Source organism: Acinetobacter sp. UNC436CL71CviS28 (genome assembly GCF_000620525.1).
Taxonomy (GTDB): Bacteria; Pseudomonadota; Gammaproteobacteria; order Pseudomonadales; family Moraxellaceae; genus Acinetobacter; species Acinetobacter radioresistens.
In genome coordinates, this window is the sequence record NZ_JIBB01000021.1 from 17,927 (window position 1) to 34,779 (window position 16,853).

Here is a 16,853-nt window from a genome sequence, read left to right on the forward strand (position 1 = left end):
TCTTGGCGAAATAACAGTTTTGATGAATTGTATAAAAAGTATTCAGTATTTGGAAGAGTAATATTATATTTTACCTAAACTAACCATATTTCATAGTAAAGCTTTTAAGCTATACACTACTATTTCGTATCGAAATGTCGTTATCACAAGATCTTGCGTTGACTGAAAGGTCATGAGGGCTGATACTCTCAAGGTTTATTTAAGCATTTCGGTTTAAAGGGGCAGGGCCAAAAGCTCAATCCTTAAACACTCAATCCAACGCAAGGGGCTATATATGGCTGGTGGAAAGTCAACTATCATTTACACACTGACTGACGAGGCGCCACTGCTGGCGACCTATTCGCTACTGCCGATCATTGAGACCTTTACTAAGCCGGCCGGTGTTAAAGTTGTTAAAACTGACATTTCTGTGGCTGCACGCGTGCTCGCTGAATTCTCGGACTACCTCAGTGAAGAGCAGAAGGTAGTAGACAATCTTGCAGAGTTAGGTCGTCTTACCCAAGATCCAGATACTAATATTATCAAGCTTCCAAATATCAGTGCCTCTGTTGCGCAGTTGATCTCGTGTATCAAAGAACTTCAATCAAAAGGTTATGCAATTCCGGATTATCCAGAAAACCCGGTAACCGAAGAAGAAAAAGCAATTAAGGTACGTTATAGTAAATGTTTGGGTTCTGCAGTAAACCCTGTACTACGTGAAGGTAACTCTGACCGTCGTGCACCAGCTGCAGTCAAAAACTATGCGAAAAAACACCCGCACTCTATGGGTGAATGGAAGCCTTGGTCACAAACCCATGTTTCACATATGCAGGAAGGGGACTTCTACCACGGCGAAAAGTCGATGACACTTGATCGTGCGCGTAATGTAAAAATGGAATTGATCACCAAGTCTGGTGAAACCATTGTTCTGAAGCCAAAAGTAGCGCTTCAAGATGGCGAAATTATCGACTCAATGTTCATGAGCAAAAAAGCGCTTTGTGACTTCTATGAAAAAGAATTAGATGATTGTAAAGAAGCTGGCATCCTGTTCTCTTTACACGTAAAAGCGACCATGATGAAAGTATCACACCCGATCGTATTCGGTCACTGTGTGCGTATTTACTATAAAGATGCATTTGAAAAGCACGGTAAACTGTTTGACGAGCTAGGCATTAACGTTAACAACGGTATGGCCGGTCTTTACGAGAAAATTGAAACTTTACCAACCTCTGTACGTGAAGAAATTATTGCTGACCTGCATGCTTGTCAAGAGCACCGTCCAGCGCTTGCGATGGTTGATTCTGCAAAAGGGATCACTAACTTCCACTCACCAAATGATGTCATTGTCGATGCTTCTATGCCGGCAATGATCCGCGGTGGCGGTAAAATGTGGGGCGCTGATGGCAAACCTTATGACTGTAAAGCAGTAATGCCTGAATCGACTTTTGCACGTATCTATCAGGAAATGATTAATTTCTGTAAGTGGAATGGTAATTTCGATCCACGTACGATGGGTACGGTACCTAACGTTGGTCTGATGGCGCAAAAAGCTGAAGAATACGGTTCCCACGACAAGACATTCGAGATTCCTGAAGCGGGTATCGCGAACATCACTGATCTTGAAACAGGTGAAGTGCTGATGTCTCAGAATGTGGAAAAAGGTGATATCTGGCGTATGTGCCAAGTGAAAGATGCGCCAATCCGTGACTGGGTAAAACTGGCTGTAAATCGTGCACGTAACTCAGGTATGCCGGCTATCTTCTGGCTTGACCCATACCGTCCACATGAAAATGAGCTGATCAAGAAAGTACAGAAATACTTAAAAGATCATGATACGACTGGTCTGGATATCCAGATCATGTCTCAAGTACGTGCAATGCGTTATACGCTTGAGCGCGTAGCTCGCGGTCTCGATACTATTTCAGTAACAGGTAATATTTTACGTGACTACCTGACTGACCTGTTCCCGATTATGGAACTGGGTACATCAGCGAAAATGCTGTCTATCGTGCCATTAATGGCTGGTGGCGGCATGTATGAAACGGGTGCTGGCGGTTCTGCACCAAAACATGTTCAGCAGTTAGTTGAAGAAAACCACTTACGCTGGGATTCTTTAGGTGAATTCTTGGCACTGGCGGTTTCTTTAGAAGAAATGGGAATCAAGGAAGGTAATGACCGTGCCAAGCTGTTAGCCAGAACACTTGATGAAGCTACTGGTAAACTGCTCGACAACGATAAATCTCCATCACGTCGTACTGGTGAACTGGATAACCGCGGTAGTCACTTCTATTTATCACTATATTGGGCTCAGGCACTTGCTGCACAGGACGAAGATGCTGAACTTAAAGCAAAATTTGCTCCACTGGCCCAAGCCTTAGCTGAAAATGAAGAGAAAATTATTGCCGAGCTTGCACAAGTGCAGGGTCAACCAGCTGATATTGGTGGCTATTACGCTATTGATCAGGCAAAAGTAAATGCGGTAATGCGTCCAAGTACCACATTCAATAATGTAATTTCGAGCGTTGCTGTTTAACATTGTATAAAGCCGGATAACCTGCTGATAATATAAAAGCCAGTGCACATGCACTGGCTTTTTTAATCAAATACTAAAAAAACTTTTATAGAATGAATTTTTTATATGCTAAGGATATCACTGTTATTTTTAACTTTTATGTTTTAATTAGATTTATAAGATAGAACTCTAAACATTATTACTCCTATCTTTATTCCTTAAATGCTTGAGTTTATAAATTGTTTTTAAGCAAATTTCCTGCGCAGATCATAAGGCGCATAATGATCATCAAATAATAAATAATTGCGGAAATGACTACCCAGTGGGCGGATCAGATCTAGATCGGCAATATAAGGAAAACGTTCATCTGTATAAAAGGGCTGATTTGCTGGCTGGCGCTGTATAAGATGATTATGTAAATACTTTTCAATCAACAAGTTGTTGTGTTCGGGATTCAGGCAGACTGACCGTACAATCCGACCGCTCTGAATTGCTTCAGAAAGCATAGTACTACTATCTTCAGTCACAAAAATATATTTGCTTCTCGCAACCAGATGTTCAATTGGTGTAGTGTCGTTTATAGACACAAATTTTAGTCCTGAGGTCTTGAGATATTTTTTAATTCGGCTATTAAAGGCAGGCGTACGCCTCGAGCAAACAATATAACCCTGGATATTATAAGCCTCCACAAAAAAATCAAAATGACGGATAATGTTAAGATAGTCTGCTTGTGTAAAGGGATATTCGTGGGTAGGGCCGCCCAATAGCAAACTTGCCTCACCACAGTGAGGTTGGGCACGGAGTTCAATAAATTTTTTTCTGACCGGAAGTGTAGGTAAAATAATCTGTTCAACCTGAGTAGGTTGAGCCAATGCGCTAATAGTCCAGTGAATTAAGTGTTCATTAAAACTACCTATATCACCTGAAAATGCTAAAGGGATATCGAACTCTTGCGACAGATAAGCTGAATACAGCAGATTGGACATACCTGAACACACAATCAACCGATACTGGGCAATATGCACTGGGGCAGCACCAAATATTAGCTTTGCCATTACACGAAATAATCTAGGAAACCAAGAAAGGCGCTTTAATAGACTGACCATAGAGTTGCCCAGATTTACTGGAACTTTTAAGGTTTCATAAGAATTTCTAAACTGTTGTTCAAGAATCTCTCCAATTGCAAGAGAGGGGTTTAAATGACCAGTATGACCATCATGCACTACCAAAATTTGGGATTGGCTCGAAAGTTCTCTGATCATCCGTTCTATCCTGTGATTAATCTATTGAGCACAGAATAAACAAAAAAATGGTAGCTAGATGCAGGAAAAATTTATATAAATGTCAGATTTAACAGACTATTGTATCTCAAATTACAATTTTAAGAGTTTTAGATTGCAACAATTCAGCCTTTTGTAAGTACTGCATATATATGTAGCTCAGCCTTTATTATTATGCTCCATGTCTATAGCAGTGATATGTTTCAACAAGAAATTTCTATAGAGTAGGGCTATAAAAATACAGTTTCTAAAATAATTTATAAAATTGAAAAAGAGCAGAGAATTATATGATTATTCAACTGCTCTTAACTCTAATTACCCAAAGCGGTTAGATCGACGAATTTTTCCTGGACGGGTAGTCCCATTAGTCTTGCGACGTGGCTTCGCCTCACCTTCTTCTGTTTGCCATACGCGTTTTGTTCCGCCGGATGGTAACTTTTTACCTGCTTTGTTTGCACCTTTGTCTTTAGGCTGTTCTTTATTAAATTTGGACTTGCCATCTTTCTGTTCAAAGGGCTTTTTTGCTGCATTACGTGGTGCACTGCGGCCTGTATAAGGCTTATCTGCAGGCACATCTTTAAAGTCCGGATAAAGCAGAGGCTCAATTTCAAACTGCTCACCTGGTTGGAGACCAAGTTTTACCAAGTCAATAGTGCCAATTTGTGTGCGAATCAGACGTAAAGTCGGAAAGCCTACTGCAGCTGTCATACGGCGCACCTGCCGGTTTCGGCCTTCACAGATTTGCAGCTCAACCCAGCTAGTAGGAATGCTGGCACGAAAGCGCACAGGAGGATCGCGGTCCCATAACCATTCCGGCTGCTCAACCTTACGGGCTTTGGCCGGTAAAGTCATACCATCTGCCAGTTCGACCCCTTGACGTAACTGCTCGAGAGCTTCTTCTGTAATATCGCCATCAACTTGTGCCAGATAGGTTTTAAACTTTTTATTCTTGGGATTAGTAATGAACTGATTCAAACCGCCATGATCGGTGAGAAACATTAAACCTTCTGAGTCCAAGTCTAAACGACCAGCCAGCCGTAATTCAGGATCATGAATAAAATGGGAGAGTGTTAAATGCTTAGAGTCTTCACGAAACTGTGAAAGCACATCATAAGGCTTATTAAAAATGATAATTTTCATACGGAATTTCAACTTCAGTGTATACAACAAAAAATAACGACGTTTTATTTAATAGAGAAATGTTGTTATTTCTCGTATAAATCTCAACCAAGCCCTAAGATCGATTAAAGTATATCATGTAAGGAAAGTTGAAGAGTGTGCCTGCATGGCATACATTTTATTCGTCAGCTACATAAGGGAGAACCTGCACAATGGGTTATCAGAAGATCGTAGTTCCTGCAGATGGTAATAAAATTACAGTCAATGCAGACCTGTCACTGAATGTACCAAACCATCCGATCATTCCTTTCATTGAGGGTGACGGTATTGGTGTGGATATTACACCAGCAATGAAAGCAGTGGTAGATGCTGCGGTTTTAAAAGCTTATGGTGGCAAACGTTCGATCGAGTGGATGGAAGTATATTGCGGTGAAAAAGCCAATAAAATTTACGGCACTTATATGCCTGAAGAAACATTCGAAGCCCTGCGTGAATTTGTTGTCTCAATTAAAGGTCCTTTAACCACGCCGGTTGGTGGCGGGATCCGCTCACTAAACGTCGCATTACGCCAGGAACTGGACCTGTATGTCTGTGTACGTCCAGTACGCTGGTTCGAAGGAGTACCTTCACCTGTCCAGCATCCTGAATTAACAGATATGGTGATCTTCCGTGAGAACTCGGAAGATATCTATGCCGGAATCGAGTGGAAAGCCGGTTCTCCGGAAGCTAAAAAAGTTATAAAGTTTTTAAAAGAAGAAATGGGTGTAACCAAGATCCGTTTTGAAGAAAATTGTGGTATCGGTATTAAGCCTGTTTCTAAAGAAGGTACGCAGCGTCTGGTACGTAAGGCTATTCAGTTTGCAATTGATAATGATAAACCGAGTGTAACGCTTGTGCACAAGGGTAATATCATGAAATATACTGAAGGTGCATTTAAAGAGTGGGGCTATGAAGTTGCACTTGAGCGCTTTGGTGGTGAACTGCTAGATGGTGGTCCGTGGGTTAAAATTAAGAATCCTAAGACTGGTAAAGATATTATTATTAAAGATGTCATCGCTGATGCATTCCTGCAACAGATCTTAATGCGTCCGGCAGATTATTCTGTGATTGCTACGCTGAACCTGAATGGGGACTACATTTCTGATGCACTTGCAGCAGAAGTTGGAGGCATTGGTATTGCGCCCGGTGCAAATATCGGTGGGGCAATTCAAGTATATGAAGCGACTCATGGTACTGCGCCTAAATATGCCGGACAGGATAAAGTCAACCCGGGTTCAATCATTCTTTCTGCTGAGATGATGCTGCGAGATATGGGCTGGATAGAAGCTGCTGATCTGATTATTAAAGGAATTGCTGGCGCTATTGCGGCCAAGACTGTGACTTATGATTTTGAGCGTCTAATGCCAAATGCAACACTTCTGCGCTGTTCTGAATTCGGACAGGCAATTATTGAAAATATGGGCGAGTAATTTCTATTTTCCCCAATAAAAACCCGCGACAATCGCGGGTTTTTACTAGAAATCTATAACTCCAGATTTGCTTCTTCTACAGAGACTGCTTTACCGATACTATAAAAGTGTCCTCCTGCTACATGGTGAATGGTTCGCCACTCTTCATCTGCATCTTCAAAGTGCCAGCGGCCCTGACTGAAAACCCTATTATTCTGCATAGGCTGCAATAACCTTTCCAATAAACAGATCATGTGCCTGCTGGATATGGGGTTCCGGAATTAATTCACACAGTAACCATGCTGAACAGTCTGCAACCACGGGAAGATCGGAGTTTTCAAACTGGAACAGCTCAACCTGACAAATCTCCAGCTTATTAGGTTCAGTCATCTTGCTGGTAGTGCCGAGTTTGTATACGAGTTCCAGTTGTTTAAGAGTGGGAATCTGTAAGGCGAAATAACCCGAATTCTCAATAAGCTGCCGGGTTTTTGTGCTTTTATCCAGCACTACAGTCACTTTAGCTGGATCGAACTCAAGTGCACATGCCCATGCAGCAGCCATCACATCTGTCTCTTTATGGTCTTTACTCGAGACTAAAACAGTAGGACCATGTGTCAGCAGACGATAAGCTTTCTCTAGGGGAACATGTTGAATGTGTGGATTTAACATCTGCATTCTCAGTAAAACAATTTTGCCCAGCCTAGCAGAAAAAGCCTTAAGATACAGAGCAAAGAACGTAGGAAAAATCTTATGAAAATGTATCAGGTTGATGCTTTTAGCACAGAACTTTTTAAGGGAAATCCGGCTGCTGTGCTTGTATGTGAAGAGTGGTTAGATGACAGGATTATGCAAAACATTGCATTGGAGAACAACCTTTCAGAAACTGCCTTCGTCAAAATAATAAATGATGAAAATTATGAGATTCGCTGGTTTACCCCAAGTGTTGAAGTGGATTTCTGTGGTCATGCTACCTTAGCCAGTAGTTTTGTTCTTTTTAAAGATTTTACCACCACAAAAACGATTCATTTTCATGTAAAAGACCTAGGAGTCTTTATTGTCACACAAGGACAAGATGGCAAAATCACCATGAATTTTCCAGTACGTGTACCTGAGCCCTTGCCAGATTATCCTGTCTTGTTAAATAAGGTAGTAGATTGCCCTTTTAATGAAGTTTATGTAAACCAGCAAGCTTTTATTTTGGTCTGTGAATCTGAACAGGCTGTACGTGATGCAAAACCAGATTTTAATAAAATTAAAGAATTGGCAGTAGCCTATCAGCGCAGCACAGCAATCACTGCCGCTGACCTTGATATTTCCATTACCAGCAAGGCACAGCATTATGATTATATTGCTCGTTATTTTGCACCGCATAAAGGGATTGATGAAGACCCTGTAACAGGTTCCATGCATACTGGTCTTGCTCCACTCTGGGCCGATAAACTTTCAAAACGGCAACTGGTTGCCTATCAGGCTTCTGCTCGCGGCGGATTACTGTACTGTGATTTAAAAGATAATCAACGTATAGAAATTTCTGGTTATGCGAAGCTATATATGGTTGCAGAAATCTTTTTAGACTAGAGATATACTTTTCAACCTGGAAATTATCATTCAAGGTTCTCGGCCTCGGGAACCTTTTATTTTTATATTTTGCTTGTTTAATAATTTTTACTGTAGTAATTAAAAAATGCTTTTATTTATACCGCAGACTGAACAGATTAAATAAAGGGTAAATATAGGCACTATAATAAATGCATGAAAATAGATCGGTTATTAATATAGTGACTAAAATCATTTGTTTATAATTTTTATTCCAATCTAATATCTAAAAAACCGAAATAGCCAGCTAGAGCTTTAAGTAGATTCATGACATCAGAATTTACTAAAACTATCAGGAAGATAAATAAGTATAGCGGTTTGATCCTTTCATCAAATTGGTCTTCATTTAAACTGCTAATTATATATTTAAAAATGATTAAGCATTACAAACAGATCGGTAGTAATTTTGATGCTATAAAATTGTTAAAAAGGCTAGGTGTTTGAGACAGACTATAGTCAAATATGCCACCTTAAAAGAATGCACCGGCAACTAGATAGAGTTTGGGAATGAATATACCCCTAATCATTAATATTGTGGTCTTTATCGGGTTGATATTTTTGCTTGCCCAAACACGCAAAACCACATGGAGCCTGTCTAAAAAAGTACTTGCTGGTCTTGTTCTGGGGGTTATATTTGGACTCGGATTACACGCCGTGTATGGCGCAAACCACCCAGTTCTAGCCGAATCTATCAGTTGGTTTAATATTGTGGGCAATGGCTATGTGAAGTTTTTGCAAATGGTCGTGATGCCACTGGTCTTTGTTTCTATCTTAGGAGCTGTGGCAAAATTACATCAGGCTTCATCATTAGGTAAAATCAGTTTCTATTCAATTGGAACCTTATTGTTTACCACTTTAATTGCGGCCCTAGTCGGGGTTTTCGTAACCAATCTATTCGGTTTAACTGCTCAGGGCCTGGTACAGGGAGCGGCCGAAACGGCCCGTTTAAATACTATTCAGTCTGATTACGTTGGGAAATTAACCGATTTAAGTGTGCCACAATTGATTTTATCGTTTATTCCGAGTAATCCTTTTGCCGAGTTGACCGGTGCTAACCCAACCTCAATTATCAGTGTGGTGATTTTCGCCATATTCTTAGGTATGGCTGCATTAAACCTGATGAAGGATGATGTGGTAAAAGGCCAGCGAATTCTGAATGCCATTCAGACTTTGCAGGCTTGGGTAATGAAACTAGTACGTTTGGTTATGACTTTAACACCGTATGGCGTTTTTGCTTTAATGACAAAAGTAGTAGCCAGTTCTAACCTTGCTGATATTTTAAATCTGGGTGGCTTCCTGATAGCCTCATATGTGGGTTTGGCCATCATGTTTGCTGTACATGCTGTTATTTTACTTCTTACTGGCATTTCTCCAGTAAAATTCTTTAAAAAGGTAGCACCTGTACTGACATTCGCTTTTACCAGCCGATCAAGTGCGGCCAGTATTCCTTTGAATATTGAAGCGCAAACTCGCCGGTTGGGCGTTCCAGAGTCGATTGCCAGTTTTTCAGCCTCCTTTGGAGCCACGATTGGTCAAAATGGCTGTGCAGGTTTATATCCAGCCATGCTGGCAGTGATGGTCGCACCAACTTTAGGAATCAATACTCTAGATCCGATGTGGATCGCATCACTGGTTGGAATTGTGACTTTAAGTTCAATCGGTGTAGCCGGAGTGGGTGGCGGAGCAACTTTTGCAGCGCTGATCGTATTGCCGGCTATGGGCCTGCCAGTAACTTTGGTGGCGCTCCTGATTTCTATCGAGCCTTTAATTGATATGGGCCGGACTGCATTAAATGTAAATGGTTCAATGACAGCCGGTATTGTTACTAGTCAACTGATGGGCCAGACCGATAAAAGTATTTTAAATAGCCGTGAAGAAATTGAACTGGCACATCATTAATATTGCTATACCAAGATATTTACAGGCATATTTTCTATACACTGAGCCGTTGAAATAAGCGGCTATTTTTTTAGAATAGGCTGTTAAATATAACAATCATTACCTATGATGATGAATAAATAGCTTCACTGAGCTGAAATAATTGGAATAATTATGTTAACGCGGTTTAAGACTCTTACTCTCTCATTATGTCTTCTCGGTTTAAATACAGCAGTATTTGCACAGCCGATTCTGGTTAAATCCCAGCAAAAAATCGAGGAATACAAACTGGACAATGGCTTCCGTGTTGTACTTGCCCCGAATGATAAAGAAAATAAAGTTTATATCAACACAATTTATTTGACCGGTTCCCTGAATGATCCGCAAGGAAAAGGAGGGCTGGCTCATCTTTTGGAACATTTGGCTTTCAAAGGTACTCAAAATGTAAAAGGTGAGGAGTTTCAGCGGCGTCTGGACCAATATACATTAATGACAAATGCCAGTACTGACTATTACTCTACTCGTTACCTTAATATTGTCCGACCTGACAGCAAAGCCCTGAATGAAGTTTTGTATCTTGAAGCAGAGCGAATGGATAAGCTGGTACTACAGCAAAAGTTTATTCCCTCTGAAATCGAGATTGTAAAACGTGAGCGCGAAATCCGTCTGGACCAGCCCTTCGCCGTGCTCATGGACCAAATGTGGAAATCTGCTTATGGCAACCAGTATCTTGGGCGATTACCAATTGGAGATCTAGAAGAACTTAAATCAATCCGAATGGATGAGCTTAACCGCTTTTACCGTACCTGGTATGCGCCTAACAATGCAGTCATGGTCATTGCCGGAAAATTTGACAAGGCAGCCATATTAAAAACGATTGATCAGCAGTTCAGTCCAATTCCAGCACGTTCAGTGCCTGAGCAGGTTAAAGTGCCAAAACTGGACTCGACCCAGATCAAGAACCGTAATTTTATTGTCAGAAAAGGCAGCGATCTGGCCAAGTTCCATATTTATATGGATGGAAAAAATACCAAAATTCAGCCAGCACTGGCATTGGCACCATATTTGTATACCATGCAGCCAAGCGGTCATCTTTACCAGAGTATGGTTGAATCCGGATTAAGTACTGCTGTCCAGTCTACTACCTGGTTAGATCAGGATTTTAATCTGGTCTTTATGGGAGCTATTTATGCGCCAAGTCATGATGAAAATAAAGTTGAAAATACTTTGCTTTCCAGTGTAGAGAAAAACCAGGATTTCAATGATACAGAGCTAAAACGGGTTCAAAGTCTGATGCAGAATCAGGCAGACAGTATTATGAACAATGCGACTGCTATTGGTTCACGGCTCAGTGATTATGTTGTTTCAAGTCAGGGTAACTGGAACCAGTATTTCAATGATTTACAGACCGTGCGTAATTTAAACACTGCCGAGCTGAACCAGACCCTGAAAAGCTTTCTGGTACCGCAACACCGGATTTCAGGTGACATCAAGCCTACACCAGAAGAACAGAAAAAGGCACTGGAACAAAAGCAGGCTGCCGAGCAGCCAAAAACACTTGATCAGCAGGCAGTATCAGCTGAACCCTTGCTTGACGCCAGTGTTTACAAGCAACAGGTTACCCAGTATCTGACTAACTCGAAACAGCTTCTGGACCAAGCTGAAAAGAAAATTCAGCGGGGAACCCTCAAAAATGGCATGCAATATGCGCTGTTTCCAACCGCTACTCGTGATGACAAAACTTACGCCACTATTACCCTGCAATTCGGTGATGAGAAAACGCTTTTTGACCGTGGAGAAACTCTGGAACTGATGGCTTATCTGCTACTAAGAGGAACAGATCAGTACAGTTTACAAGACATTGCAGACCGTTCGATAGAAGCCGGAGGCCAGGCCAGTGCCAGTGCGGATGAAAACGGTATTGTGATCCGGATACAGGCAAAAAAAGAAAAATTTGATGATTTTTTCAGATTTGTAATTGAGTTGCTGAAGAAACCCAAATTTGAGCAGTCACAGTTTGATCTGATCAAATCACAAACTCTCGCTACTCTGGACAGGCCTTATACTGAACCTGATACCGTTGCTGCTTTAACTATGGCACGTTTAATTGAAATTTATCAACCGGGCGACCTGCGCTATCATTTTGAACCCGAACTGGCGAAATCCAAAATACAGACCGCCAAAGTAGAGCAGGTCAAACAGCTATATCAGCAGTTCTTTGCTATGGACCATGCTCAGGTCGCAGTTACTGGTGAATTTAAGCCTGAACAGATTAAAAAACTGTTGCAGCGTGAACTGGGTAACTGGAAGGGGAACCAGCCTTATAAAAAGCTGACCTCTGAACATAGGGTATATCAAGCACAAAAAGCACATGTGCTTTCTGAGCAGCGTGAATTTGGCAACTACCAGAGCATACTGACTTTTCCGGTAGGGGTGGACCATCCTGATGCGCCTGCACTGATCATCTTTAGCCATATTCTGGGCAATTCTCAGTTATCATCACGCCTGGCACAAGAGCTACGTGAAAAGAATGCACTGGTCTATGGTTTTGGTAGTGATTTACAGCTTGATCCGGATGCAGCGGTTGGAGGCTTAAGTATTGAAGCAAATTATACGGCCGGCCGTTCTGCACAGGTGTCACAGTCGGTACATAAAGTACTGAATGATCTTCTGAAGCAGGGCGTAACTGAGCAGGAACTTGAAGCAGCCAAAGCTGATATTATGAAACAGCGCGTTACTGCACTGGAAGATGAACGTAATATCCATGCCATGCTAAATAGCCAGCTGGAGCGCGGCAAAAAAATGGAAAGCCGTGCAAAGCGTGATATGGCTATTGCCGGTTTGAATAAAGCTGATATTGATGCAGTAATTCGTAAATACATCAAGCCGGAGCACTTGGTTGAAGTGATGGCAGACCAGTATGGTCAGCCTCAGAAAGGCTCCTAAATGAAATATGAAATAAGCCAGTTATGGCTTATTTTATCTTAAAGAATATAAATGTATACGCAGGCTGGCTATTAAAAGTCAGCCTGTTTTTTTACAGACGGTAGAATTGCCGTGCATTATCATAAAAAATATTTTTCAAAGCGCTAGCATCATAACTTGCCACAATATCACTATAAGCATCGATCAGATTAACCAGACTGGTGCTTACTTTATCCATGGGAAAATTGGAGCCAAACATTACCCGGTAGGTCCCGAAACTCTTGAGTGCGTGTAGAATCATTGGACTAAGCAGATCGATCATTTGCTGTTTGGTGGCCAGACGTTTATTTTTATGAAATTGATGTCCTAAAACCGGCATCATTAGTCCGGACATTTTGGTATAAACATTTGGGCAGGTAGCAAGTTCTGCAATATCTTCCTGCCATTGATAAAAAATATTGTCACGACCGGTCTGGGTCAGTCCGGTATTTTTTCCGACTTTTCCAAATATACCCGCAGGTGTTCCAAGATGATCTAAAACAATCGAAGTTTCTGGAAACTGGCGTGCCAGCTGAATTAGGTCTTGAAGCTGGGTAGAGTAGACCCAGGCATCAAAACTGAGCTGGTGTTGAGCCAACTGCTCAAATCCCTTTAAGAATTTTTTATCAGTATAAAGATGGGGCTGATCTGCCCATGCCAGAATACCTTTATCTTCATGTACAGCTCCCATTCGGCGTATACCGCGCAGCCGTGAAGAATTCTTTGCATGGAGTTTGAGAATCTTTTTAAAATTACTCTGACGCGGGTCAGCTGTTGCCACAACGGCACCCAGTTGAGTACGGGTTGTATCAAAAGGCAAGGATTCAATAAAACGGGTTTCGCTGACTACTCCTTTACCTCGGCCATCATGCCAGTGAGCTTCGATATGTACCACCTGCTCAGCCTGATAGGGACCAAGATCCTGCTGGTAATTCTGGGGGAGATAAGGAGAAGTTACATAGACAGTTTGACCTAAACTCTCGATCAGTTCTTTAGGTTTAACCAGGCGTATAACTTTGTCGAGTACAGCCGGATACCTACCAAAAACTTTAACTGCCATACGGGCACTATGTGGAGTATTGAGTGGATCCCACTGGTGAATATGTGAATCAATAAAATTAAAACCCAGATCTTGCATAATCATTCCATGTTGTTTTTATTTCTGAATATCCTGAGCACAGATTATGATGAATCATCTTTTTATTCTAGATAAATCTGTAAACATAAAAAAAGCCCCGCAGGGCCTAAACAATGATTTCAATGGTCATGCTTGTGATCATGTTTATGAGTATGAAACTCCTCATTTTTACGAAAACGCAAATAGTTTTCAAACTGTTCGCAATATTCATCAAAGTTATCTTCCAACATCATTTGAAACTGCTGAATCAGATAGGACATAACCTGTTCTTTCGCTTCACGCATCTCGTTGCCATCTTTAAAATTGTTAGCTGCAACCCATGTGTTAAAACGGGCCGCAGCAAATAACATGGCCGCACTAACCTGACCACGAAGTTCTGCAGGATTGGCTTTTTCACCTTTGGGAGGACGGCAAAATTCATTGGCCTGTCTAATAAATTCATCGGCACGTTCAAAGAAAGCAGCATTTAACACTTCTTCTTCGGTAACATCCGTTGCTTGAATCTTTTGAGACATGACATTTTCCAACTCAAAAATTTAATGTTCTATTATAGGCAAAGCCTTGCAGAAACTGAACCTTTGTCTTAATCTAAAAATAGCCTAAGCCTAGAATGAGGTAAACTCATGCAAGATGCCATTGCTGTACAAAGTCTGAAAAGTGACATAGCTTTATTACGCCAGCATATATGGCCACCTAATCACCTAGAACATGTGGAAGGCTTGCCTATTTACTATGGTTCAAAATCTGAAGTGGCAGAATATTATCAGCAGTGGCGAGGCTTAATCGAGCGTGCTCAAGAAATGTTCCAGCCTTTTATGGAAGATGAAATTTTAGATGCAATTCATCTGCCCAGTCATTTAAATTTACCGCTTTTTTTCTTTCATGTAGACCGGATCCGTATTAATAAAACCCGCGCCAAAGAGTCTAAAACGTTTCGCGGTGTTGCCAGTCTGCTAGAGAAATGTGGCCAGTTCGAACCTGAACAGGTATTCGCTATGAAAGAGTGGCTGGAAAGTGATGATACCGCTGCACTGGTAGCACATCGTGAGTTTATTGACCTGCGTACCTATGTATTTCAACACGGCCAGCGTGAATATACCCGTACCCGGTTTTATGTAAATGGCATTGTGCTGAGTGTAGAGCCTGACTTTAAACTGGTAGATGCCCGTGACAAGCCACGCAAACAGCGCAGTGACAGCTATAGTGATCCACTGGCTGATAACGGGATATGGAAAATCTACGGAAAATATCGTTAGTTAATACATGCTGCCCAATCCTGAGCAGCATTTAAAATCACTATGATATAAAAAATTTATCTCAAGATTATGACCAGAAGGTTTGACTAGCGCAGAATTTTTCTAGAGCTTGAGCTGCCTCATGTAAAGCAGATTCCTGTCTGGCCTTAACCCAGCCAGCGGCATACCAGGCAGTAGGTTGCTGTGCAGCTGCGTTACGGAAAACCTCTTCTGCAATAATTAGATCATTATAATGCCCGAGAGCCTCCTGCACTGGACGTAGCTGCTTTAGATAGTGCTGGACCTCTTTTTCAGAATATAAGCTGCTCACAAATTCAATACCATAACGTAAGCGTTTAGCACGTTTGCGGGTACGATGCCGTTCTTCAGCTTCGAGCTGCATAAATTGCGATGCATCATGCACGATCTGCTGATGCATTTTCTCCAAACGTTTTTTAATTTTTTTCTTTACTTTAGTGGACTTATGCTGGTTTTCATTGGCAGAGCTGCCTGTATATGCAAAAGCCATCAGGTCGAGCAATGTGTTCATTACCATGACTGAACGTACAACTGATCCAGCAGGATGTTCTGAATCATCAGATGCTGACGGTAATTCAATAGTAATTAAACCTTCCTGGACAATCTGAGGCAGAATGTCTGCTTCTACTACATCGCGGTCACGTGCTGAACCAAGCTGGCTGAAGAGCTTACTCAGATTTTCTTCCCAGACAGGGTCTACAGCATCAGACCAGTTACTAAAAATCTTGAGGGCACTACGCAATCTGCGGATACCTACACGCGCCTGATGAGTATGTTCGGCATCAGCAACCTCTGCAGCAACTGCTGCCAGGTTCGGTAAAATTTGATCGAGACAATTGGCCACGATTTTTCTTAAAACAGTATCAGTACTGTCTTCTTTCGATAATTCAATAGACTTGGCATGTACTGCTTTGGAGGCTTTTTGGCCGAGCGCCAGTAGCGTGCCCCGTTCAGCTTTACTTCTAACATCGAGCCAGAGTTGATATTTCTTGACCCAGCCTTGTGCAAAATGAATCAGGCTTTCAGCAGGGCCCTGTTTAAGTTCGAATTCAACTTCGTGAATAACATCGATATCATTTTGGGTACGGACTTCTCCCTGGTCGAGACATACTTCAATTTCTGCATTATTAAAGTTAAAAATCCGGTAGATTCGCTGCACATCAGTTTCAAACTGTAATTCTAGCTCGGTTACCTGGTTCCCCAGTGTATTTTCCAGAAGAGTTTGAGCTTCAGGATGTTCTGCAAAAAAATTCAGATCAGGAAGTTCAGGCTCTTCACTACATATACCAAGATCAACTTCTGCTTCAATACGATGCAGATGATTTTTGCCAGCTGCCTTAAAAGTTTGAACCCAGTCTTCACCTTCCTTGCGTAGCCGCAGCGCCATCCCATTTTTAGAGAGTAATCGTTCTGGTGTATCAAAGTATTTGGCTTGCAGGTGAATAGACTGTGCAGTATCTGGCTGCAAAGCCTGCTTGAGTGATTTTTGTTGAGCCTCAGGAATTTGAAATTTTAATTCGATTTCCAGCATTGAACAGTCTCCGAGTTCTCAATCACGCTAAAAAAATAGTGATATAAAATTTTAATCAGATCAGCTCTACCAGCTGAACAGCTCTAAACATGAATTTTCACTATGACATAAAAAAAATAAACCACCAAATTTTC

The 16,853-nt window shown here is 41.5% G+C and carries 11 protein-coding genes and 1 pseudogene; 6 read left to right on the forward strand and 6 right to left on the reverse strand.

Annotation, left to right across the window (positions count from 1 at the left end; translation table 11 throughout):
• The first annotated feature begins 274 nt into the window (after positions 1–274).
• Positions 275–2,512: an NADP-dependent isocitrate dehydrogenase gene (locus tag N518_RS0109240; protein ID WP_005025252.1), complete on the forward strand. Its 2,238-nt coding sequence runs from the start codon at positions 275–277 to the stop codon at positions 2,510–2,512.
• 224 nt (positions 2,513–2,736) lie between these two features.
• Here the strand turns inward: N518_RS0109240 and N518_RS0109245 are convergent, their stop codons facing one another.
• Both N518_RS0109245 and N518_RS0109250 read right to left on the reverse strand, forming a co-directional pair.
• Complete coding sequence (locus N518_RS0109245) at positions 2,737–3,753, reverse strand: ELM1/GtrOC1 family putative glycosyltransferase (protein WP_005025254.1); 1,017 nt, start codon at positions 3,751–3,753, stop codon at positions 2,737–2,739.
• 333 nt (positions 3,754–4,086) lie between these two features.
• Complete coding sequence (locus tag N518_RS0109250) at positions 4,087–4,911, reverse strand: rRNA large subunit pseudouridine synthase E (RefSeq protein WP_005025256.1); 825 nt, start codon at positions 4,909–4,911, stop codon at positions 4,087–4,089.
• Positions 4,912–5,102: 191 nt separating this feature from the next.
• On the opposite strand from N518_RS0109250, the gene icd reads away from it, so the two are divergent.
• Positions 5,103–6,359 (forward strand): NADP-dependent isocitrate dehydrogenase, encoded by a 1,257-nt coding sequence (icd, locus tag N518_RS0109255; protein ID WP_005015085.1) that lies wholly within the window; start codon positions 5,103–5,105, stop codon positions 6,357–6,359.
• 53 nt (positions 6,360–6,412) lie between these two features.
• Here icd and N518_RS16190 read toward each other — a convergent pair.
• Positions 6,413–7,007 (reverse strand): annotated as a pseudogene (locus N518_RS16190) (flavin reductase family protein).
• 81 nt (positions 7,008–7,088) lie between these two features.
• On the opposite strand from N518_RS16190, the gene N518_RS0109265 reads away from it, so the two are divergent.
• From N518_RS0109265 to N518_RS0109275, 3 genes are all read left to right on the forward strand, one after another.
• On the forward strand, positions 7,089–7,916 hold the full coding sequence (locus tag N518_RS0109265; RefSeq protein WP_005015083.1) for a PhzF family phenazine biosynthesis protein: 828 nt from the start codon (positions 7,089–7,091) through the stop codon (positions 7,914–7,916).
• A 525-nt stretch (positions 7,917–8,441) separates the two neighbouring features.
• Entirely contained in the window at positions 8,442–9,833 is a 1,392-nt protein-coding gene (locus tag N518_RS0109270; protein WP_005406188.1) for an L-cystine transporter, read from the forward strand.
• 153 nt (positions 9,834–9,986) lie between these two features.
• Positions 9,987–12,758, forward strand: coding sequence for a M16 family metallopeptidase (locus N518_RS0109275; RefSeq protein WP_017401218.1), 2,772 nt, complete (start codon positions 9,987–9,989; stop codon positions 12,756–12,758).
• Between the two features lie 91 nt (positions 12,759–12,849).
• Here N518_RS0109275 and N518_RS0109280 read toward each other — a convergent pair whose 3' ends face one another.
• Both N518_RS0109280 and N518_RS0109285 read right to left on the reverse strand, forming a co-directional pair.
• Complete coding sequence (locus N518_RS0109280; protein WP_017401217.1) at positions 12,850–13,914, reverse strand: amidohydrolase family protein; 1,065 nt, start codon at positions 13,912–13,914, stop codon at positions 12,850–12,852.
• A gap of 119 nt (positions 13,915–14,033) precedes the next feature.
• Entirely contained in the window at positions 14,034–14,429 is a 396-nt protein-coding gene (locus N518_RS0109285) for a DUF3144 domain-containing protein (protein ID WP_005015077.1), read from the reverse strand.
• Positions 14,430–14,537: 108 nt separating this feature from the next.
• Here N518_RS0109285 and N518_RS0109290 point away from each other — a divergent pair, with 108 nt between their 5' ends.
• Positions 14,538–15,170, forward strand: coding sequence for a hypothetical protein (locus tag N518_RS0109290; RefSeq protein WP_017401216.1), 633 nt, complete (start codon positions 14,538–14,540; stop codon positions 15,168–15,170).
• A 67-nt stretch (positions 15,171–15,237) separates the two neighbouring features.
• Here the strand turns inward: N518_RS0109290 and N518_RS0109295 are convergent, their stop codons facing one another.
• Positions 15,238–16,719, reverse strand: a complete 1,482-nt coding sequence (locus N518_RS0109295; protein ID WP_017401215.1) for a CYTH and CHAD domain-containing protein — start codon at positions 16,717–16,719, stop codon at positions 15,238–15,240.
• Between the last annotated feature and the right edge of the window lie 134 nt (positions 16,720–16,853).